This is a genomic window from Halorubrum ejinorense (genome assembly GCF_055389685.1).
Genome location: NZ_AP043777.1, coordinates 1,486,853 through 1,505,535, shown reverse-complemented (window position 1 = coordinate 1,505,535; position 18,683 = coordinate 1,486,853). Strand labels below are relative to the sequence as shown.

Annotated in this window: 21 protein-coding genes; 12 read left to right on the top strand and 9 right to left on the bottom strand. The window is 71.5% G+C overall.

The features are described from left to right. Positions 1 to 96: 96 nt before the first annotated feature. Complete coding sequence (locus ACZ5KW_RS08720) at positions 97 to 2,571, top strand: penicillin acylase family protein (protein WP_343780461.1); 2,475 nt, start codon at positions 97 to 99, stop codon at positions 2,569 to 2,571. Next, on the top strand, positions 2,568 to 2,906 hold the full coding sequence (locus ACZ5KW_RS08715) for a hypothetical protein (protein ID WP_343780460.1): 339 nt from the start codon (positions 2,568 to 2,570) through the stop codon (positions 2,904 to 2,906). The genes ACZ5KW_RS08720 and ACZ5KW_RS08715 overlap by 4 nt, the downstream gene beginning before the upstream one ends. 21 nt (positions 2,907 to 2,927) lie before the next feature. On the opposite strand, the gene ACZ5KW_RS08710 is transcribed toward ACZ5KW_RS08715, so the two are convergent. Then, positions 2,928 to 3,293, bottom strand: coding sequence for a cupin domain-containing protein (locus tag ACZ5KW_RS08710; protein WP_343780459.1), 366 nt, complete (start codon positions 3,291 to 3,293; stop codon positions 2,928 to 2,930). 142 nt (positions 3,294 to 3,435) lie between these two features. Here ACZ5KW_RS08710 and ACZ5KW_RS08705 point away from each other — a divergent pair, with 142 nt between their 5' ends. From ACZ5KW_RS08705 to ACZ5KW_RS08680, 6 genes are all read left to right on the top strand, one after another. Further along, positions 3,436 to 4,377, top strand: a complete 942-nt coding sequence (locus ACZ5KW_RS08705; RefSeq protein ID WP_343780458.1) for a DUF7260 family protein — start codon at positions 3,436 to 3,438, stop codon at positions 4,375 to 4,377. Positions 4,378 to 4,464: 87 nt separating this feature from the next. Then, positions 4,465 to 5,541 (top strand): ring-cleaving dioxygenase, encoded by a 1,077-nt coding sequence (locus ACZ5KW_RS08700; protein ID WP_343780457.1) that lies wholly within the window; start codon positions 4,465 to 4,467, stop codon positions 5,539 to 5,541. 40 nt (positions 5,542 to 5,581) lie between these two features. Next, positions 5,582 to 6,442, top strand: coding sequence for a TatD family hydrolase (locus ACZ5KW_RS08695; protein ID WP_343780456.1), 861 nt, complete (start codon positions 5,582 to 5,584; stop codon positions 6,440 to 6,442). Beyond that, entirely contained in the window at positions 6,439 to 7,560 is a 1,122-nt protein-coding gene (locus tag ACZ5KW_RS08690; RefSeq protein ID WP_343780455.1) for an SDR family oxidoreductase, read from the top strand. Before ACZ5KW_RS08695 ends, ACZ5KW_RS08690 begins: the two co-directional genes overlap by 4 nt. Positions 7,561 to 7,682: 122 nt before the next feature. Continuing rightward, a complete protein-coding gene (locus ACZ5KW_RS08685) occupies positions 7,683 to 8,264 on the top strand; it encodes a DUF2150 family protein (RefSeq protein WP_343780454.1) in 582 nt (193 codons plus the stop codon). Between the two features lie 73 nt (positions 8,265 to 8,337). After that, positions 8,338 to 8,820, top strand: a complete 483-nt coding sequence (locus ACZ5KW_RS08680; RefSeq protein WP_343780453.1) for a DUF456 domain-containing protein — start codon at positions 8,338 to 8,340, stop codon at positions 8,818 to 8,820. Between the two features lie 34 nt (positions 8,821 to 8,854). Here ACZ5KW_RS08680 and ACZ5KW_RS08675 read toward each other — a convergent pair whose 3' ends face one another. From ACZ5KW_RS08675 to ACZ5KW_RS08660, 4 genes are all read right to left on the bottom strand, one after another. Next, complete coding sequence (locus ACZ5KW_RS08675; protein ID WP_343780452.1) at positions 8,855 to 9,664, bottom strand: DUF63 family protein; 810 nt, start codon at positions 9,662 to 9,664, stop codon at positions 8,855 to 8,857. Then, a complete protein-coding gene (locus ACZ5KW_RS08670; RefSeq protein WP_343780450.1) occupies positions 9,664 to 10,113 on the bottom strand; it encodes a universal stress protein in 450 nt (149 codons plus the stop codon). The genes ACZ5KW_RS08675 and ACZ5KW_RS08670 overlap by 1 nt, the downstream gene beginning before the upstream one ends. A 109-nt stretch (positions 10,114 to 10,222) precedes the next feature. Further along, on the bottom strand, positions 10,223 to 11,143 hold the full coding sequence (locus ACZ5KW_RS08665; RefSeq protein WP_343780449.1) for a DNA adenine methylase: 921 nt from the start codon (positions 11,141 to 11,143) through the stop codon (positions 10,223 to 10,225). A gap of 150 nt (positions 11,144 to 11,293) precedes the next feature. Then, positions 11,294 to 11,587: a DUF7344 domain-containing protein gene (locus tag ACZ5KW_RS08660; RefSeq protein ID WP_343780448.1), complete on the bottom strand. Its 294-nt coding sequence runs from the start codon at positions 11,585 to 11,587 to the stop codon at positions 11,294 to 11,296. 299 nt (positions 11,588 to 11,886) lie between these two features. On the opposite strand from ACZ5KW_RS08660, the gene ACZ5KW_RS08655 reads away from it, so the two are divergent. Further along, complete coding sequence (locus ACZ5KW_RS08655) at positions 11,887 to 12,174, top strand: hypothetical protein (RefSeq protein WP_343780446.1); 288 nt, start codon at positions 11,887 to 11,889, stop codon at positions 12,172 to 12,174. A 90-nt stretch (positions 12,175 to 12,264) separates the two neighbouring features. Here the strand turns inward: ACZ5KW_RS08655 and ACZ5KW_RS08650 are convergent, their stop codons facing one another. Continuing rightward, positions 12,265 to 13,326 (bottom strand): NAD(P)/FAD-dependent oxidoreductase, encoded by a 1,062-nt coding sequence (locus tag ACZ5KW_RS08650; RefSeq protein WP_343780444.1) that lies wholly within the window; start codon positions 13,324 to 13,326, stop codon positions 12,265 to 12,267. A gap of 230 nt (positions 13,327 to 13,556) precedes the next feature. Between ACZ5KW_RS08650 and ACZ5KW_RS08645 the strand changes: the two genes are divergently transcribed. Continuing rightward, the gene (locus ACZ5KW_RS08645) at positions 13,557 to 14,999 is read left to right on the top strand and encodes an OFA family MFS transporter (RefSeq protein WP_343780442.1); all 1,443 of its coding nucleotides are present in this window, start codon (positions 13,557 to 13,559) and stop codon (positions 14,997 to 14,999) included. Positions 15,000 to 15,037: 38 nt separating this feature from the next. On the opposite strand, the gene ACZ5KW_RS08640 is transcribed toward ACZ5KW_RS08645, so the two are convergent. Both ACZ5KW_RS08640 and ACZ5KW_RS08635 read right to left on the bottom strand, forming a co-directional pair. Next, on the bottom strand, positions 15,038 to 15,442 hold the full coding sequence (locus tag ACZ5KW_RS08640) for a hypothetical protein (protein ID WP_343780440.1): 405 nt from the start codon (positions 15,440 to 15,442) through the stop codon (positions 15,038 to 15,040). Continuing rightward, on the bottom strand, positions 15,439 to 16,047 hold the full coding sequence (locus ACZ5KW_RS08635; protein WP_343780438.1) for a class I SAM-dependent methyltransferase: 609 nt from the start codon (positions 16,045 to 16,047) through the stop codon (positions 15,439 to 15,441). Before ACZ5KW_RS08635 ends, ACZ5KW_RS08640 begins: the two co-directional genes overlap by 4 nt. 94 nt (positions 16,048 to 16,141) lie before the next feature. Between ACZ5KW_RS08635 and ACZ5KW_RS08630 the strand changes: the two genes are divergently transcribed. Both ACZ5KW_RS08630 and ACZ5KW_RS08625 read left to right on the top strand, forming a co-directional pair. Beyond that, positions 16,142 to 16,939 carry a pirin family protein gene (locus ACZ5KW_RS08630; RefSeq protein WP_343780436.1) on the top strand — a complete coding sequence of 266 codons (798 nt, stop codon included), beginning with the start codon at positions 16,142 to 16,144 and terminating at the stop codon, positions 16,937 to 16,939. Positions 16,940 to 17,043: 104 nt separating this feature from the next. After that, positions 17,044 to 17,574: a DUF7979 domain-containing protein gene (locus tag ACZ5KW_RS08625; RefSeq protein ID WP_343780434.1), complete on the top strand. Its 531-nt coding sequence runs from the start codon at positions 17,044 to 17,046 to the stop codon at positions 17,572 to 17,574. On the opposite strand, the gene ACZ5KW_RS08620 is transcribed toward ACZ5KW_RS08625, so the two are convergent. Then, the gene (locus tag ACZ5KW_RS08620; protein ID WP_343780432.1) at positions 17,561 to 18,607 is read right to left on the bottom strand and encodes a succinylglutamate desuccinylase/aspartoacylase family protein; all 1,047 of its coding nucleotides are present in this window, start codon (positions 18,605 to 18,607) and stop codon (positions 17,561 to 17,563) included. The two genes, ACZ5KW_RS08625 and ACZ5KW_RS08620, sit on opposite strands and share 14 nt — an antisense overlap. Between the last annotated feature and the right edge of the window lie 76 nt (positions 18,608 to 18,683).

The following is an 18,683-nucleotide window of genomic DNA, read 5'->3' as shown; positions in this document are numbered from 1 at the left end:
TCGCGCCCCGCATTCAGCACGCCGTTCGTATCTGGTTCGGAGGACTTCAACGAGGCAATCCAAATGATAATGAGGGATCGCGACCCTGGTTCGGAGGTGACACGCGACACCACGCGCCGCGCGGTCCTCGCGAGCGTCCTCGCGGCCGGCAGCGCCGGGTTGGCGGCGAGCGACGCGGCGGACCTCCTCGACTCCTTCGCCCCGCTGTCTGGCGAGACGTGGGACGCCGCCGACCGGTCGCTCCCGGAGAGCGTCGAGAGCCCGCACGGGGCCGCGAGCGTCGCCCGCGACGAGTTCGGGGTGCCGCAGATCGAGGCCGACGCGGAGCCCGCCGCGTACTTCGCCGTGGGGTACTGTCAGGCGTTCGACCGGCTGTTCGCGATGGACCTCCAGCGGCGGGTGATGCGCGGCCGGCTCTCCGAGGTGATCGGCGCGGCGACGCTGTCGAGCGACGAGTTCAACGTCGCGATGGGGTTCGCCGACGCCGCCGAGGCCACCTGGGGAGTCGTCGCCGAGAGCCGCGCCGGCCCCATCGTCGAGGCGTTCGTCGACGGCGTCAACGCGGCGATGGACGACCTCCCGCTCCCGCTGGAGTTCGAGCTGATCGGCTACGAGCCCGAGCCGTGGACCCCGGTCGACTCGATGCTGATGGAGAAACAGATCTCGTGGACGCTCACCGGCGACTTCGGCGAACTCCGCCGCGCGCTGGTCGCCGACCGCTTCGGCGCGGACCGCGCGGCGACGCTGTTCCCGCGCCGGTACGACCACGACGACCCGATCCTCGACGGGACGGAGACGCGGCTCGGTGAGGCGAACACGGAGCGAGCCAGTGTCGACGGGAGCGACGAGACGACGCCGGCCGAGACCGAGTTCGAGTCGAGCGGGCGGACGGGCGGTTCGACCGCCCCCGTCGAGCCGGAACTGACCGACTGGCTCTCGGGCTTCGAGTCGCCGACCGGCGTCGGCTCGAACAGCTGGGTCGTCTCGGGCGAGCACACCGAAAGCGGGACGCCGATCGTCTCGTACGACCCGCACCTCTCGCTCCAAGCGCCCCCGCTGTGGTACGAGCAGTCGGTCGAGACGCCCGAGCGGTCGGTCCGGGGGGCGACGTTCTCGGGCGTCCCGTTCGTCATCGCGGGCGCGAACGACAGCGGCGCGTGGTCGTTCACCAACCTCGGCGCCGACGTGCTCGACTGCTACCGGTACGAGACCGACGACGCGGGCGACCGGTACCGCTACGACGGCGAGTGGCGCCCGTTCGAGGTCGACGAGACGCGGACGATCCCGGTCTCGGACGCCGAGGACCGCGACCTGCGCGTCCGCCGCACCGTCCACGGGCCGCTGATCGAGCGCGAAGAGCAGACCGTCGGCGTCGCGTGGACGGGTCACACCGCGACGCGCACCACGGTCGCCATCGAGGCGTACGGCCGCAGCGAGGGGATCGACGACCTGCTCGAAGCGACTCGGGACTTCGACTTGCCGACCCAGAACCTCGTGTACGCGGACGCGGACGGTCGAACCCTCTACTACGCGACCGGGCGGCTCCCGATCCGGCGGACCGACGGCGAGGTCGTCGACGGCGACCGGGTCTTCGACGGCTCCGCCGGCGAGGGGGAGTGGCGCGGGTTCGAGCCGTTCGGCGAGTCCTCGTGGGAGGGGTTCGTCCCCTTCGAGGAGAAGCCGCACGCGATCGACCCCGGCGTCCTCTCGACCGCCAATCAGCGCCCGATCGACGACCCGATCCACTACGTCGGCGTCTCCTACGCGACCCCGTACCGCGGGGCTCGGATCGCGGACCGACTGGACGCGGCGGTCGGGGAGGACGGCGACGCGACCGGCGCCACCGACCCCGACTTCCACCGCGGCCTCCAGAACGACGTGCGCGACGGGCGCGCGGCGCAGTTCGTGCCGGAACTCGTCGACGCAGTGGACGGGCTGTCCGACCCCGACCCGTCGCTCGTCGGCGCCGCCGACGCGCTCGACGAGTGGGACTACCGGATGGACCGCGACTCCGACGCCGCGCTGATCTTCGCCCGCTACCTGCCGGCGTTCCGCGAGCGCGTCTTCGGTCCCGCGTTCACTGAGGCCGACCTCGGCGAGTCCTACTACCCGAGCGACTGGACGCTCGCGCGGCTCCCCGACGACGACCCGCTGTTCGACGACCGCTCGCGGGGCGACCTCGCGGTCGCCGCCCTCCGCGACGCCCTTGACGAGATCGGCGAGACGGGGTGGGATCTGTACGGCGACTACAACTCTACCCGGGCGATGGACCACCCGCTCGGCGGGGAGGCGCCGTTCCTGAACTACCCCGAGCGACCGGCCGACGGCTCGCCCGCGACGGTGAAGAACTACCGCGTCGAGTCGGCTGTCGGGTCGAGCTGGCGCATGGTGGTTCGTCCGGGGACGGACGCGACGGCGGTCCTGCCGGGCGGGAACTCGGGCGACTACTTCTCGGAGCACTACGACGACCAGCTTCGGCGCTGGCTCGGGAACGACCAGCGACCGATGCCGCTCGGGGGCGGCGGCGACCCGACGGTTCGCTTCGAACCGTCGACGGAGGGGTCGCAGTGAGCGACCTGACCTCGCTCCTCGACCGCGTCAGGACCGAGCCGCGATCACACGCGGTCGCGGTCGTCGGGGCGCTCTTCGCCGGCGTCGCGCTCGCGTCGGTCCACTGGCTCGGTCTCGTCGCGGCCGGCGCGCTCGCGTCGCTCGTAGCGCCGACCGTGCGTCGGGGGGCAGCGTACGCGCTCGGCGCGGGCGCGGTCTGTCTCGCCGCGTTCGCGGCCTCGCTCGGCCCGGCGGCCGCCGCAGTGCCGGGGATGCGGCCGATCGTCTACGTCACGGTCGGCGCGGGGCTGGCGCTGCCGCTGTTCGGGTCGCTCGCCCGGGCCGTCGCCAGGTGACTCGGTCCGGCCGCTCGCGACTCAGTCCAGCCGTTCCAGGTCGGTCACGGTCTCGTCGGTCTCGACGTCGCCCGTGTTCCGCGTCTCGCTCGGCTCGAACAGCAGGATCTCCGCCTCGGGCTCGGCGACCGGGCGATGCTCGGTCCCGCGCGGGACGATCGCGAACTCGCCCTCTTCCAGCACCGTGTCCCCCTCCTCCCGGAACTCGATCCGGAGCCGGCCGGAGTGGACGAGGAACAGCTCGTCGGCCTCCTCGTGGCGGTGCCAGACGAACTCCCCGTCCGCCTTGGCGAGTTTGACCGCCTGCCCGTTGAGTTCGCCCGCGAGCCGCGGGGACCACGTCTCGTCGAACGAGTCGAACGCCTCCGTGAGCGACACCGGGTCCATACTGCCGGTCGACGGCGGAGCGTGAAAACCGCTGTCCACCGGGCGGGGCGATATATACCGCTCGGGAGCGGTCCTGAGCGCTCGTTTCGCCGCGGTACGACTCATATAAGCGTTTACGAGGGGCGTCGGCGTGCCGCAATACATGACAGCGACTCGCACGGGAGAGGCGGACGACCCGGTCCGAGCGGCGCTGGCCGCCCTCCGGGTGGAGCGGCGTCGGACCGTCGACGAGCGACAGGCCTTCGAGACGTTTCGGGACCGCGTGTCGTCTATCCCCGACGAGAGCGGGAGCGTCGACCCGTCGACCGCGGGCCCCGCCAACGGGGGCGGCGGCGCGAGCGGCGGCGTCGACCGCGCGGTCGGCGGCGGGGCCGTCGACGCGTTCGGGGACGCGCTCGGTCGCGGCACCGATGAGATCGGCGACGGCGTGACGGCGGCCGCCGGGTCCGGGCTCGTCGCGGTGCGCGACGCCTACCGGGCCACCGTGATGTCGGTCCCGCACTACGAGGTAGAGTACGACGACACCTACGAGCGCAGCGTCGCGGCGGAGTTCGGTCCCGAGATGGCGTACGCCCTCACGCGAACGACGAACTTCCGCGCGGAGTACAAGCGGTCGCTGCTGACCGCGGCGTCGACCGCGATCGAAGAGCGGGAGTCGTTCCTCGACGCCGTGGAATCGGAGGTCGAGTCGGTCTCGCGCGCCGGCTCCCGGCTCGACCCGGTCCGGTCGGAGGTCGAGGCGATCCGCGACGAACTCGGCGGCGGTGACGAGCGAGACGAAGAACGCGACGGCGACGCCGACCGAAACGGGCACCGAGCGGCGCCGACGTTCGGCGCGCTCGACGCCTGTCGAACTCGAACGGAAGCGCTCAGAGACGACTGCGACCGGATCGCCGCCCGGCGACAGCGAGCGATCGCGGACAGCGAGCGACGGCTCGCGCTCGACGACGGCCTCGACCTGCCGGCGTACTGCTATCAGGACCTCGACGCCACCTACCCGGTCCTCGCGGCCGTCGGGGCGGTCGGCGCCGACCTCGACGCGCTCCGGCGACGAATCGAGCGGTCGATGGGACGAGCGCGCTGACTCGGGAGACCGCTCGTCGACCCCGATCGCGCCCCGGTAACATCCGTGTCCGCGCCGATTCAAGTCGGTCCGGGACGTACGGAGGGTATGAGCGACACGCCAGCCGACGCCGGCGCGACCGACGCGAAAGCCGACTCCGGGAGCGCCCCGGGGGACGGTCCGACTCCCACCCCCGGAATCCACCACGTGACCTGCGTGGCCGGAGACCCGCAGGCGAACCTCGACTTCTGGGTCGAGACGCTCGGCCTCAGACTGGTGAAGCGGTCGATCAACCAGGACGACCCCGGCACGTACCACTTCTTCTACGGCGACGCCGAGGGGACGCCCGGCACCAGCATGACGTTCTTCCCGTGGTCCGACCTCCCGGACGGGACGGTCGGCTCGGGGCAGGTCTCCCGCACCGCGTTCCGCGTCCCGGAGGGCAGCCTCGACTACTGGGAGGAGCGGTTCGACGAGCGCGGCGTCGACTACGACGCCCGCGAGGAGCGGTTCGGCGAGACGGTGCTCCCCGTCCGCGACCCCGACGGACTCCCGATCGAACTGGTCGCGGTCGCGGTCCCCGAGGACGACCCGACGACGGCGTGGACCGCGTTCGTCCCCGAGTCGGCGGCGATCCGGGGGTTCCACTCGGTGACGCTGTGGATCGACGAGCCGGAGCGCACGCAGCGGCTCCTGCGCACGATGGGGCTGACCGAGGCCGACGCCGAACCGGACGCGACGACCGACGGCGACCGCACCCGCTTCGCGGCGACCGGGTCGGTGGGCAAGTACGTCGACGTCGTCGAGACGGACCGGCGGGGGAGCTCGGGGCGCGGCACGGTCCACCACGTCGCGTTCCAGACGCCGACCGACGCGGACCAGTCCGCGATGCGCGAGGCGGTGGCCTCGATGGGCCTGCGGCCGACCGGACAGATCGACCGCCACTGGTTCCGGTCCGTCTACTTCCGCGAGTTCGCCGGCGTCCTCTTCGAACTCGCCACGAGCGACCCCGGGTACGCCAGCGACGAGCCGGCGGACGCGCTCGGCGAGCGGCTGGTGTTGCCCGGGCAGTTCGGCGACCGACGCGAGGCGATCGAGGCCGGGCTCCCCGACGTGACGGTGCCCCGCCCCGAGGCGTCGGAGGAGTCCAGCTCAACCGAGGCGTCGGCCGAGGGCGACGACTGAGGACCGAGCCTTCTAATCGGGCGCGGCCGAAGGAGGGTCCATGACAGAGGACCTGGGCACACCGGTGTTGGACGACCACCTCCACCTCGACCCCCGGCACGGCCGCGGCACGGCGGCCGTCGAAGAGTTCGTCCGGCTCGGCGGCACCCACCTGCTCGTCGTGAACAAACCGTCGTGGCTGCTCGGCGTCGAGCCCGACGAGCCGGCGGACTTCCGGGCCGTCTTCGAGGAGACGCTGGAGACGGTCGCGGCCGCGACCGAGGTGCTTCCCGGACGCGCGTGGCCCGTACTCGGCGTTCATCCGGGGCTGATCAGCCGGCTCGTCGACGAGCGCGGCTTCTCCCCCGAAGAGGCCCGCGACCTCATGCGCGGCGGACTGGAGGTCGCGAGCGAGTACGTCGCCGACGGCGACGCGCTCGCGCTCAAGTCCGGGCGCCCCCACTACGACGTGAGCGACGCCGTGTGGGACGCGTCGAACGCGGTGACGCGGCGCGCGTTCGAACTGGGCGCAGACGCCGACTGCGCGGTCCAACTCCACACCGAGGCGACCGAGGACCTGACCGACCTCGCGGCGGTCGCCGAGGAGGTCGGGCTGGACCCCTCGAAGGTCGTCAAACACTACGCTGCCGGCGAGTTGGCCGGCGTCACGCCGAGCGTGATGAGCGACAAGGAGCGCCTGCGACGCGCCGCCGAGACCGGCGAGCCGTTCCTGATGGAGACCGACTTCGTCGACGACCCCGACCGGCCGGGGATGGTGCTGGGGCCGAAGACCGTCCCGCGACGGGTCCGGTGGCTGCTCGAAGAGGGGTACGACGAGGCGGTCCGCCGGGCGCACGTCGAGACGCCCGCCGCGGTGTACGGGATCGACACCGAGGCGACGCTGGAAGGGACCGGGTCGTGATCGGACGCTCGTCGTCGCGCCCGCCGACGGTCCTGTTCACCGGGTTCCCCGGCTTCCTCGGGTCGGCGCTCCTCCGGGAGGTGCTCGAACGCGGCGACGGTCCGGTGGCCTGCCTGATCCAGCCGCAGTACCGCGATCTGGCCGAGAAGCGCGCCCGCGAGATCGTCTCCGAGGCCGAGCCCGATTCCGGGGACGAAGCGGCCGTCCACCTCTACGAGGGCGATATCACGGAGCCGGACCTCGGACTCGGCTCGGCGCCCGGCGATTCCGACCTGCTGGCGGGCGTCGAGGAGGTGTACCACCTCGCGGCCGTCTACGACCTGAGCGTCGACGCCGACCTCGCGGCGGCGGTGAACGTCCGCGGCACCGAGCACGTCCTTGACGCCGCCGAACGGCTCGGGGTCGACCGGCTCCACTACGTGAGCACCTGTTACGTCAGCGGTCGGTACGACGGGACCTTCACCGCCGACCACCTCCGGGAGGGTCAGTCGTTCAACAACCACTACGAGGCGACGAAGTACCGCGCGGAGGTCGCGGTGCGAGAGCGGATGGCCGACGGGCTCCCGGCGACGATATACCGCCCGGCGATCGCCGTGGGCGACAGCCGGACCGGCGAGACCGACAAGCTCGACGGGCCGTACAACCTCCTCCGGCTGCTCTTGGCTCAGCCCGCGCGGCTCGCGTTCGCGTTCTCGATCCCGGGCGCGGCGGAGACCGAACTGAACGTCGTGCCGCGCGACTACGTCGTCGACGCCGTCGCCGAACTGAGCGGCCGGCCCGACACCGTCGGGGAGACGTACCAGCTCTGTGACCCCGACCCGCCGACCGTCCCGGAGTTCGTCGCGGCGCTTTCCGACGCCGCCGACCGCCGGACGGTGACCGTCCCCACGACGAAGCGGATCGCGAAGGCGGCGGCCCGCCTGCTGTCGGCCGCCTCCGTGGAGGTCGAGGCGGCGACGATCGACTACTTCGACCACCCGACGCGCTACCGCTGCGCGAACGCGACCGCGGCGCTGGCCGAGACCGGGATCGAGGTCCCGGCGTTCGAGTCGTACGTCGACCGGCTCGTGGCGTTCGCCCGCGAGAACCCGGACCTCGGAGACGAGCCGATGACGTGACCTGAGCCCCGTTCGGCGCCGAACACGATGGGCCTCGAACGCGGAGTTCGGGCGGGTGAGACGCGATATCGGGCGGCGATCGATAGGAAAGGCATTTGAGTAGTCCGGGCGACGGATAGCACATGACCGACGACGACGCCGTTGAAACGTTCTATACCGACGAACGCTGGCAGAACTGGCTCGACCGGCTGGCCGAAGAAGACCTCGACCCGGAAAACGAGGACTCCGCGCGGCTCCTCTTGAACCTCCAAGACGACGCGGCGATCGCGGTGGCGAAGGTGCTCGCCGCGTTCGACGAGGAGCGCGTCGACGAGGAGCGCGCGGTCGATGAGATCCGCGACATCCGCGAGATCGTCCTCGCCGACGTCGAGTTCGACGACGAGGACAAGGTCATGCTGATCGACGGCGTCCAGACCTCGCTCGTCCCCGTGTTCTACGCCGCCGAGGAGTACGTCGTCGGGGGCGTCGTCGAGGGTGACGTTGCCGAGTTCGTCCGCGCGGCCGCCGAGGCGGAGGCCGAGGACGACCTCGACGCCGCCCTCGGCTACGTCGTTCAGGCCGGCACCCGCGTCATCGACGGCGAGCCGCTCGACATCGACCTCGTCGAGGACCTCGAGTACGGGCTCGTCTCCGAGTGGGTCAACGGTATCGACTCCCTCCAGTCGGCCATCGAGGACCCGGAAGTCGTCGAGGAAGAGGACTGACGGCGTCGGCGGACCGGTCCCCGCCGGGCCGATCGAGGTGAAGTGTTTTCAGCGCACGTAGCGTGCGGTCCGTATGGTGACCCCCGCGGCCGGACTGGCGATCGCGCTGCTCGTCGTCTGGACGGCCAGCTCGTTCGTCCCGCTCGTGCCGGGCGGCGCCCTCGCGGCGCTGACCGTCGTCGGCTACGCGTACACCACCGGGTTCACGGAGCCGAGCCTCGTCGCGGTGGTCGCGCTCGTCGTCGTCTCGCTGCTCGCTTCCGCCGCGGACGTCGCGTCGGGAATGGTCTCCGGGCGGCTCGGCGGCGCGTCGACCCGGACCGTCGCCGTCGGGACGCTGGTGGGAATCGTGCTCCTGATCCCGCTCGGCCCGATCGGACTCGTCGTCGGACTGGGCGGCACCGTCTTCCTCGCCGCCCTGAACGAGCGCGACGGCGACACGCGCGAGGCCGCTCGGCAGGCGGCCTACGCGGTGGTCGGCGCCCTCGCCAGCGCGTTCGTACAGGCCGTCCTGCTCGCCGGCGTCACGGTCGCGTTCGCGCTGGCGGTCCTGTGAGGCGACCGGGAGCGCGCCGCTCGGGACCCGCTCCTCACGCCGCCACGGAGAACAGGAGGAGGTTGTGCGCCGCCGGACCGAGCCCCATCGCCGCGACGAAGCCGAGGAGGAGGTACCCCTCGGCCGGCGTCTCGCGGACGTACGCCGCGAACAGCCACGTCACGGCGGTCGCGACCGCGAGCTTCACGAGGAGGAACACCCACCCCTCGCCGAGCACCGGTACCGGCGGGATGCCGCCGAGCTCCAGCAGGATCCGGGACACGGGCGTCCGCTCGCCGAAGCCGAGTTGCGTCGTCCCCACCGCGGTCGAGACGCCGTCGAGCGCGTGGCCGAACACCGCGAGCGCGCCGACGCTCCCCGTGACCGCGGTCTCGGGGCGGAGCCGGAGCAGGCCGGCCCACGCGGCGCCGGCGACCGGGACCGTGAGCGCGAGCGCGATCAGCGACCAGCGCGCGCCGACGGGCGAGAGCCCGGTCCCGAACGCGACCGCGACGACGGGAACGAGCAGGACGACGCCGACGCCCGCGACGGTCGCCGCGACCCGGTCCGGGCGGGCGGCGTCGGCGGCGAGCCACGCCGCGCCCGCCAGCGACCCCACCGTGAGGTAGACGGTCGGCGAGCCGGCCAGCGGCGCGAGGCGGGCCGGGAGCGCGTCGACGACGTAGAGGACGTGCGCCGCGGAGCCGAGCGCCATCCACGGGGCGAGCGCGAGCACGCGCCGGGCCGTGACGCGCGGCCGTCGGCGGCGGAGCGCGGCGACGACCCCGCCCGCGGCGAGCAGGACGACGAGAACGTAGGGCGCGGGCGGCAGCGTCGTTCCCGCCGGGAGGAGGCCGCCGACCATCAGACGGACAACACGGGCTGGCTCGCGTACAGGAGGACGTACTCCGCGGCCTTCCCCAGCACCTCGCCGGGGTCGCCGGAGACCGGCTCGCGCGGGACGACGATGAAGTCGGACTCCAGCTCCTCGGCGGTGTCGAGGACGACGCTCCCGGGATGGACCGTCTTCACCGACGTGGAGAACCCGTAGGCGATGGAGTTGCTGTGAGAGACGCCGGCCGCCTCCGCCCGTCGGGCGACCGAGTCGGTGAACGCCTCCGAGTCGTCGGCCACCTCGCTCTCGTCGACGACGCCGTGGTCGATGGCGCGGACGACTTCCTCGTCGAGAACGTACAGCGCGTGGACGCTGGCGCCGTACTCGCTCGCGACGGCGATGGCGTAGTCGACGGCCTCGTGTGACTCCTCGCTGCCGTCGACCGGCACGAGGACGAGGTCGATGTCGAGATCGGTCATACGCGAGCCGTCGGCGGGGGAGGCCAAAAAGCCCGCCCCAACGTCGCGGTCCGACGACCGCGCGGGCCCGCCGTCTCCGCGCCATCGCGGTCCGCGCGGATCCGTCGACTCAGAAATCGGGGAGTTCTCGCTGGCCGTCCGTGCCGCGCTCCGCGGGCGGGACGTTCGTCGCGACGATCTCGTCGACCGCGTCACGGTTCGCGGCGTCGCTGTTGATCGCGCGGGTCGCGTCCTCGCGGTCGACGCGGAAGCCCGCGTCGACGTACGCGTCGTACATCACGCCGCTGTTCGAGAGCACGACCCAGACGCCGGCGTCGTCGAGGTCGCTCGCCGCGTCGAGCAGGCGGCGCTGGTCCTCGCGGTCGAAGCCGGACGCGCTGTACTCGTTGAAGTTCGCCGTCGCGCTCATCGGCTCGTACGGCGGGTCGAAGTAGACCAGGTCGCCCGGGTCGGCTGCGTCGAGGACGTACGCGAAGTCGTCGTTCCGGACCTCGGCGGCGTCGAGCAGGTCGCTGGCGCGTCGGATCCGGTCGCGCTGGACCCAGTCGGGGTCGGCGTACCGGCCGATAGGGACGTTGAACCCGCCGTCCGCGTTCTCGCGGTAGAGCCCGTTGTAGCAGGTCCGGTTGAGGTACAAGAGGAGGGCCGCCTCCTCCAGCGGGTCGAACTCCCCCTCGTACGGCCGGCGGTTGAACCGCGCGCGCTGCTGGTAGTAGTAGGCGTCCACGTCGCGGCCGCGCGCGGTCTCCTCGTCGTACGGCAGGTCGGGGTCGGGGTCGCTCTCGGGGTCGTCGAACGACGCCAGCCGCGCGATCAGCTCGTCGGGCCGGTCGCGGACCTGCTCGTAGAAGTTCACGAGCCGCGGGTTCGCGTCGTTGACCGTCGCGCGAGGCGGTTCCAGGTCGAAGAACACGGCGCCGCCGCCGACGAACGGCTCGTGGTACCGGCTAAAGGAGGCCGGGAACCGGGCGTACAGCTCGTCGAGGAGCTGCCGCTTCCCGCCCGCCCACTTCAGGATCGGCTCGGCCATCGCTGTCGGGTGTCGCCTGCGCCCCGGCATAAACGTCTCGGGCCGCGGCGGCGGTGACGCCTCGCGTCGGCGCCAGAAGGGGCGTGGTGTCGGGAGGGCGTCGGGAGGGCGTCGGGAGGGCGTCCGCGACCGGTCGGGCGACCGACCCGGTCAGTCGTCGGAGGGCTTCGGCATCGGGAGGTCGTCGACGTGGGCCGCCGCCTCCTCGAAGTTCGGACCGGGCTCGATGGTCCCGGCCTCTCGGTCCCACTCGATGTAGCCGGCCTCCTCTAGCGCCGGCAGGTGCGTCTCGCGGAGTTCGGCGGCGATCTCGTCGGCCCGCCCGCGAACGCGAAGATCCGCGACCGTCTCGACGGCCCCGTCGGCGAGGCCGGCGACCGCGCGCCTGCGCTCCGGCGCCGAAACGACGACCGCTGGATCGGTGGTTGGAGTGTCGAGTGTCATCGTCTGTCTGTCCGTATCTACACACATCTCTCGATCGAAATAAAAGTATTGGCGAGTCGTCCGGGCCACGACGAGCGTTCCGAAGGCCGCCGATCGCACCCACCCGAGCCGGACACGAAAGCGGCCGAGAACACCCGAAGTAAAAGAAATATGAGAATCATAGGAACAAGTGACATGGTACTCCTTACACTCCATGAACAACCGTTTCAGATGCTCTCTGTGTATGGTTATTGGTAGCATTCCTCAAAACCTATTTGGAATGTGAAAGGTTTTAGTCAACGGGGCGTGTAGGATGTAGTATGAACCAAGGCTCTCTCACCACGACGGAGCGGCACCGACAGATCAGCTCCGCGTCGCCGCCCGCACCTCGCACTCCGCTCGGGACGCTCGCGTACCTGGCGCTCGTCATCGTCCCGTTCGTCGCGCTCGCGTACCCCGTGGCGACGGTCGCCTTCCTGACCGGCACCGTCGCGCTCGGGGCCCTCTCGCGGTCCGTCCTGCGCACCCTGCGCCGGCGCAGCGGTCGAGTCCGAACGCTGACGCTCCCCGGGCTGGGCACCGTCGAGTACCGCATCACGACGAACTGAACCGATAGCCGCCGGGCGTCCGCCCGGCCGCACCGAACTGATTTTCAAAAGGGGCTCGCGTCGCGTCCGCGACGCCGGCCCGACCGTTTTCTAGACGTTGTACGCGACGCGCTCGCCCGCGTCGAGCCCGTTCGCTATCGCCGCGTGGAGGCGTCCCTCGCCGGCGACCCAGTCGCCGAGCAGGTACAGCCCCGCCTCGCGCGCCGAGTCGACCGGACCGCGGTCGACGCCGCCCTCGGGCTGCGCGTACCGCCACCCCTGATGATCGGTCCACGCCGGGTCGGCGAGCCGTTCGTCGTCGAGTATCTCGGCGGTGTGGGCCGCGAGCGCGGCGACGTTCTCGGCCGGGTCGTCGTCGTAGTGGGCCGTCGACCACGCGCCGCCGGCCTGGACGACGAGCAGCGTCTCGCCGTCGGGCACGTGCCCCGCTTTACACTCCTCCCGGGAGATCCAACCGACCGCGTGCTCCTTGTCGGTGTTGACGAGCGCGTAGTACGGGACGTCGATCGCGAACGGGTAGTGCAACACCGCGGTCCAGACGCTGCCGTACGCGACGTCGCCGACCGCCTCGACGAGCGTCTCGCGGAGCGGGGCGTCCCACTCCGCCGTCCGGAGGAGCTCCGTCGTCTGCGGAGCCGGCGGGTTCAACAGGAGGACGTCGAACGGTCCGTGGGTCTCCCCGTCCGCGTCGTCGAGTTCCCACCGATCGTCGTCGCGGTCGCCCTCGGCCGCTCCGAGCCGCCGGACCGTCTCGACGCGAGTCCGGCGGTAGATCGTCGCGTCGGTCCGGCCGAACAGCCGCTTCGCGATCTGCGTGAGACCGCGCCGGTAGCTCCACTTGTGCTCGTCGGCGTCGCGCCCCGGCGACACCGACCCGTCGGCGTCGAAGGTGTACACCGGCTCCGTCACGTCGACGAGCCCCTCGTCGTCGAGCGTCTCGGTGATCAGTTCGACGACGCGGTCGTCGTCGCTCTTCAGGTAGTTCGCCCCGTAGTCGTACGTGAGATCCCCGTGGCGACGGGTCGCGGCGCGCCCGCACAGCCCGCCGGACTTCTCTAAGACGGTCACGTCCACGTCGGGCACGGTTCTGTCGATGACGAACGCCGCCGCGGCCGCCCCGGCGCCCGCACCGACGATGCCTACGTCAGTCACACCGATCGTTGGGGTCCGACCCACTTAACGAGTCCGCGCGTCGCACTCCGACGAAACGACGCCCGCGGTCGAGTCGGCGGATCGAAGCAAGAACGACCGCAACGACGCGTTTTAATCGACGAGTGCGATGAGTAGAAACGAGACGAGCGAGTCCCGGTCGATCGGGGCTCGCGTGACCCGGAGGGCACACGACATGTCACGGCCAACCAGCACGCGACCGACCGACGACGATGGGTGAGGAGCGATCCGACGACCGGACCGGAAGCGCCGACTCAGGCGGAGGCGCCGACTCAGCCGGAGGCGCCGGCTCAGCCGAGAACGGCGAGCCGGGCGGCGGTCAGGCCGAGTCCGACGCCGAGGAGCCGCGCGACGGCGTCGACTACGCAGGCCGCGCCGCCGACATCCTCGGTTTCTCTCGGTGGTGGCAGATCGCGGCCGCGGCCGGGATGATGGCGGCGGTGAGCCCGTACCAGTACGTGTGGTCGTCGATATCGCCCGCGCTCTCGGAGGGCCTCGACATCGCGCTGCCGGCGCTCGGCGCGGTGTTCTCGTTTTACGTGGTGTTCCAGTCGCTCTCGCAGTTCCCCGCGGGAAAGTGGCGCGACAGGCGAGGGCCGGGCGCGCTCACGTTCCTCGCGGCGCTGCTCGCGGGCGGGGGATACATCGGCCTCGCGTACGCGACGACCCTCTGGCAGCTGTACCTGCTCTACTCGCTGGGCGCGATCGGCGTCGGCATCGTCTACACCGTCGCGGTCAACACCGCGGTCAAGTGGTTCCCCGACCGGACCGGGTTGACGACCGGCGTCGGGACGATGGCGTTCGCCGCCGGAAGCGCGCTGGTCGTCCCGTACGTCCGAGCGAACGCGACGGTGGCGGCGTACGGCGACGTGCTCCGAAACATCGGGATCGGGATCTTGGTCGTGACGCTCGTCGGGTCCTTCCTCCTCCGGGACCCGCCGACGGACTGGCTGGACCGCCACGAGGACGGCGGGAACGGCGACGACGCTGAGAGCGGCGGGGGCGACGACGGCCTCGCGGCCTCGATCCGCGGCCGCGACTACTCCTCGCGCGAGATGCTGTCGACGTGGCAGTTCTGGCTCCTGTACGCGATGTTCGTCGCGATGGCGGGCGCCGACCTCCTCGTCATCGCGAACGTGGTCCGGTTCGCGGAGAACTTCGGCCTCGCGGCGCTCGTCGCGACGCTCTCGGCGACCCTCCTGCCCGTCGCGGCGGGGGTCTCGCGGCTGGTCCTCGGCGAGGCGACCGACCGGTTCGACCGCAAGCGCGTGATGGCCGGCTCGTTCCTGCTCGCCGGGCTCTTCCGAATCGGACTCATCGGCGCGGGCCAGACGGGGAACGGCGCCGTCTTCGTCGCGTTCGTCCTCGGGGCGATGTTCTTCTCCTCGCCGCTTTTCGTCTACTTCCCGTCGCTGCTCACGGACTACTACGGGGCGGCCAACTCCTCCGGCAACTACGCCGTGTTGTACACCGCGAAGGTCGGCGGCGGCGTCTTCGCCGGCACCGTCGCCGGCTACCTCGTCGCGACGCTGGGGTGGACTCCCACCTTCGCGCTCGGGGGCGGCCTCGCGATCGCCGCGGGGCTGGCGGTGTTCCTCCTCCGACCGCCGAGCGGGTCCGGCTTGGAGGCGGCCGAGTCACCCACCGCGGACTGAACGGACCGCCTCGGTCCCGCGCCCTCTCGACGAGGGCCCTACCGCGCGGTCCGGCGGACGGCGAGCGACCAGAGACCGACGAGGACGCCGGCGGCCGCCAGCACGGTGTTGACGCCGCCGGGCGCGAGTCCGAAGGGAGTGAACGCTGGCGCGACGCCGGCGTGACACAGGAATCCGACCGCGGCGGAAAGCGTCACTCGGCGGGGGCGTAACACCCACGAGTCGGCGTCGCGGCCGGCCGGGCCGAGGACGCGGTCGCCGGAGGCGACGAGGACGTGGCCGACCCCGAAGACGAGGCCCATGGCGGCCGACCCGGCGAGATCGACGGCGACGCTCGTCTCGAAGGTCCGGTACCACAGCACGTGCGTGAGCCGTGCGGCCGCGCCGAGCGTCACGGCGAGCGAGAGGTCGAAGGCCGCGACCGCGATCCGGCGGGGAGTCACCGAAGTTTCCCCACCACGGCGTAGAACGGGTCCCCGCCGGGGCGTTCCGCGATCCGGTCGACGGTCGCGAACCTGCCGGCGTCGAGGTAGCGCTCGACCAGGTCGGCGCGTTCGTCCATCGAGGCGGCCCGCCACGCGCGGACGGCCTTCGTCGGGAACATCCGGTTCGAGAAGCTGACGACTACCGTGCCGCCGGGCGCGAGGACTCGGGCGAACTCCGCGAACGTCGGGCCGGGGTACTCGAGGTACTGGACCGACAGCGCACAGCAGACGACGTCGAAGGCGTCGTCCGCGAACGGGAGCGACTGGTCGGCGTTGAGATCGCTGACGACGAACTCGTCGAGCCGGTCGTTTTCGGCCAGCTCCGCCTCGTTGAGCCCGTGGCCGACGACTCGGTCGTACTCGGCGTCCGGGAGGTGCGAGACCCAGCTGCTCATCGCGTCGAGGACGCGGTCGCCGGGCTCGATCGCGGACGCGTACAGCGCTGTCAGCCGCGATAAGAACGCGTCGTCGGCGTGTGTGACGAACCGCGGGGCGTCGTAGAACGTCCCGTCCGGCCGGTCGTCGCGCTTGCGTCGGTCGCGGTCAGAGAGGACGGTCGTCACGGTATCGGTACACGGGGCGCGGGGAGTAAGAGGGCGTCGCCGCTGATTCCCGGCACCGGACGGCTTTTCACCGAACGGATTTTACCAGTTAGTAATGGAAGCGCACTCCGAGACGGACCGCGGCCTCCACCCGGCGCCGCGTTCCGACGTCTTCCGGAATCAGGGCAAGTTCCGAACCCGGTTCAACTTCCCGGGCCGAAACCTCCCGGATCACGACGACCACGGGTACGGTCCGCTCTCGACGGTCGTCGAGTCGTTCATGGACCCCGGCACGCTGATCCGGATGCACCAGCACCGCGACGAGGAGATCGTCTCGTGGGTCCCCGCGGGCGTGATGCGCCACGACGACCGCGAGGGGAACGAGCTCGTCACCGACTCGGAACGCCTCCTCGTGATGAACGCCGGGGCCGGCTTCTGGCACGCCGAGGAGACGCTCGCCGACGACCCGCCGCTGCGGATGCTCCAGATCTTCGTCCGGCCGCACGACCTCGGCTTGGAGCCGGGGATCCAGCACGGACCGCTCCCCGATCCCGAGCCGAACGAGTGGCGGCGCGTGTTCGCGCCCGCCGGCGCCGACCACCCGTTCACCGTGCGCAACGCGGTCGACTGCTTCGACGTGCGCCTCGACGCCGACGCCGCGGCGACGCTGCCGGCGATCGAGGGGAGAGACGCCTACGTGTACGTCTTCGAGGGGTCGGTCGGGGTCGGCGACCGGGAGTCCGACGCCGAGGAGCCGACCGGCGGCGTCGCCCTCGACGAGACCGAGAGCGTCGTCTGGACCGGCGAGGGCCCGCCGCCGACCGTGACCGCCGGCGACGAGGGCGCGACCGTCGTGGCGTTCCTCCTCGACCCCGACGCGCCGATCACGCGACAGGGGACTATCGGTCGATAGCGAGCGGCCGCGGCGATTCGATGGGAGGCGGAAGCGGCCGCGGCGGTTCGACGGGAGGCGGAAGCGGTCGGAACGGTAAACACCCGCGCGGTCGAACCCCGCCCATGCGCACCCCGCTCGCGGTCGTCGGGCTCCTCGCGCTCGGCGTCTGCCTGATGGCGAACCCCCTGTACCTCCCCGTCTCCGTCGGCGCGGCGGACCCGGCGTACACGCACACGGTCCAACCGGTGACCGCGGAGTCGCCGGTCGGTCCGGGGTCGGCGGTGGACCCGAGCGAGATCGACGACGGCGCGGTCGTCGCCCACGCCGACCTCGACCCGGCCGCGCGGGAGGCGTTCGACCGCGCCCGCGAGGCGGCCGACGGCGGCTTCGGCGTCGAAGATCCGGACGAACGCGTCGACTCGCTGTCGTACCCGGCCGAACCGACGCTCGGCGACGGGCTACTGGTCGTCGAGTACGAGGGCGAGCGGTACGAGTTCTGGACGCGCACGGTCGAGCGCGAGCCGGGCCCGGTCGTCTTCCAGCGAGCGCTGCTCCAGCCGGTCGCGTTCCTCGTCGGGTTCCTCGCGGTCGTCGCCGGCGCCGCGCTCGGGCTCCGGGGGCGGCTCGGCGGCGAGGGAGTCAGTCGCCGCTGACGGACGGCGTCGGCTGTCCCACCGGCTTCGGCGCGTCGCCGGTCTCGATCGCCCGCCGGGTCGACTCGTCTATCTCGACGAGGTGACAGAGCGGGTTTCCGGGGTAGACGACCGGGTTCTCCAAGAGCCCGATCAGCAGGCCAGTGAAGGGGGCCTCGACGGCGACCGCGTCCTGCTTGAACGGGTTGGTGATCGTCGCGATCCGCTCGCCCTCGCGGACGAGCGACCCGCTCTCGAAGTGAGTGTCGACGATCCCCCCGGAGTCGGCCCGCAGCCACGTCTTCTCGCCCGTGCCGGCGACGATGGTCCGCCAGCCGGGCCACCGGACCGTGCCGGACGATAAGAGGCCGTACTCGGCGAAGATGGACCGAACCCCGGCGAGCGCGTCGTCGATCAGCGGGCGCTGGAACCGGTGTGCCTCGCCCATCTCGATCGTGATCGTCGGGATGCCGTCGCTCGTCGCCTCGCCGCGGAGCGTGCCCTCGGGCCCGTCGCTGTCGATGATCACGCTCGATCCGAACGCCAGCGCGAGCCGGTGGACGCCAGCGTTGGTCATGTCGGCGCGGACGTGGAGCATGTTCGTCCGCCCGCGCGTGGAGGTGTGGAAGTCGAGGCCGAAGTCGCAGGGCTCGATGAAGTTCGCGTATATCCGGTGGGCCATTCGCTTCGAACTCGTCGACTCCGGTTTGCCGGGGAACGACCGGTTCAGGTCCCGGTCGTAGACGGGAAGGTACCGCTGTTGGGCGAGGAATCCCGGGACGTTGAGAACGGGGAGACAGACTAACGTCCCCGAGAGTTCCGAGAGGTCCCACTCGTGGGCGACCTCTCGGACGACCTCGATCCCGTTGAGTTCGTCGCCGTGAGCGGCGGCGGTGAGGAACGCGGTCGGCCCGTCGCGCTCGCCGTTGACGATGGTGACCGGGATCCGCACCGGGTCTCCGAGGTACGTCTCGCTGATGCCGTAGCGGATGTTCTGTGTCTCGCCGGGCGGCACAGCGCCGCCGTTGTACGTGAACACCCGGTCGTCGCTCATGAGAAACCGGAGCACGGCACCGGGTATATATATGGCGACCCCGACCGGCCGTCACCGGGCGGATCGATCGGTCGAC

What these genes read in the sequence shown, in the direction of transcription:
- ACZ5KW_RS08625 (WP_343780434.1), top strand. Translation starts at nt 17,044, where the DNA reads ATGCGCACCCCGCTCGCGGTCGTCGGGCTCCTCGCGCTCGGCGTCTGC.
- ACZ5KW_RS08665 (WP_343780449.1), bottom strand. Translation starts at nt 11,143, where the DNA reads ATGGCCGAGCCGATCCTGAAGTGGGCGGGCGGGAAGCGGCAGCTCCTC.
- ACZ5KW_RS08700 (WP_343780457.1), top strand. Translation starts at nt 4,465, where the DNA reads ATGAGCGACACGCCAGCCGACGCCGGCGCGACCGACGCGAAAGCCGAC.
- ACZ5KW_RS08655 (WP_343780446.1), top strand. Translation starts at nt 11,887, where the DNA reads ATGAACCAAGGCTCTCTCACCACGACGGAGCGGCACCGACAGATCAGC.
- ACZ5KW_RS08685 (WP_343780454.1), top strand. Translation starts at nt 7,683, where the DNA reads ATGACCGACGACGACGCCGTTGAAACGTTCTATACCGACGAACGCTGG.
- ACZ5KW_RS08670 (WP_343780450.1), bottom strand. Translation starts at nt 10,113, where the DNA reads ATGACCGATCTCGACATCGACCTCGTCCTCGTGCCGGTCGACGGCAGC.
- ACZ5KW_RS08630 (WP_343780436.1), top strand. Translation starts at nt 16,142, where the DNA reads ATGGAAGCGCACTCCGAGACGGACCGCGGCCTCCACCCGGCGCCGCGT.
- ACZ5KW_RS08660 (WP_343780448.1), bottom strand. Translation starts at nt 11,587, where the DNA reads ATGACACTCGACACTCCAACCACCGATCCAGCGGTCGTCGTTTCGGCG.
- ACZ5KW_RS08710 (WP_343780459.1), bottom strand. Translation starts at nt 3,293, where the DNA reads ATGGACCCGGTGTCGCTCACGGAGGCGTTCGACTCGTTCGACGAGACG.
- ACZ5KW_RS08645 (WP_343780442.1), top strand. Translation starts at nt 13,557, where the DNA reads ATGGGTGAGGAGCGATCCGACGACCGGACCGGAAGCGCCGACTCAGGC.
- ACZ5KW_RS08675 (WP_343780452.1), bottom strand. Translation starts at nt 9,664, where the DNA reads ATGGTCGGCGGCCTCCTCCCGGCGGGAACGACGCTGCCGCCCGCGCCC.
- ACZ5KW_RS08695 (WP_343780456.1), top strand. Translation starts at nt 5,582, where the DNA reads ATGACAGAGGACCTGGGCACACCGGTGTTGGACGACCACCTCCACCTC.
- ACZ5KW_RS08705 (WP_343780458.1), top strand. Translation starts at nt 3,436, where the DNA reads ATGACAGCGACTCGCACGGGAGAGGCGGACGACCCGGTCCGAGCGGCG.
- ACZ5KW_RS08680 (WP_343780453.1), top strand. Translation starts at nt 8,338, where the DNA reads ATGGTGACCCCCGCGGCCGGACTGGCGATCGCGCTGCTCGTCGTCTGG.
- ACZ5KW_RS08620 (WP_343780432.1), bottom strand. Translation starts at nt 18,607, where the DNA reads ATGAGCGACGACCGGGTGTTCACGTACAACGGCGGCGCTGTGCCGCCC.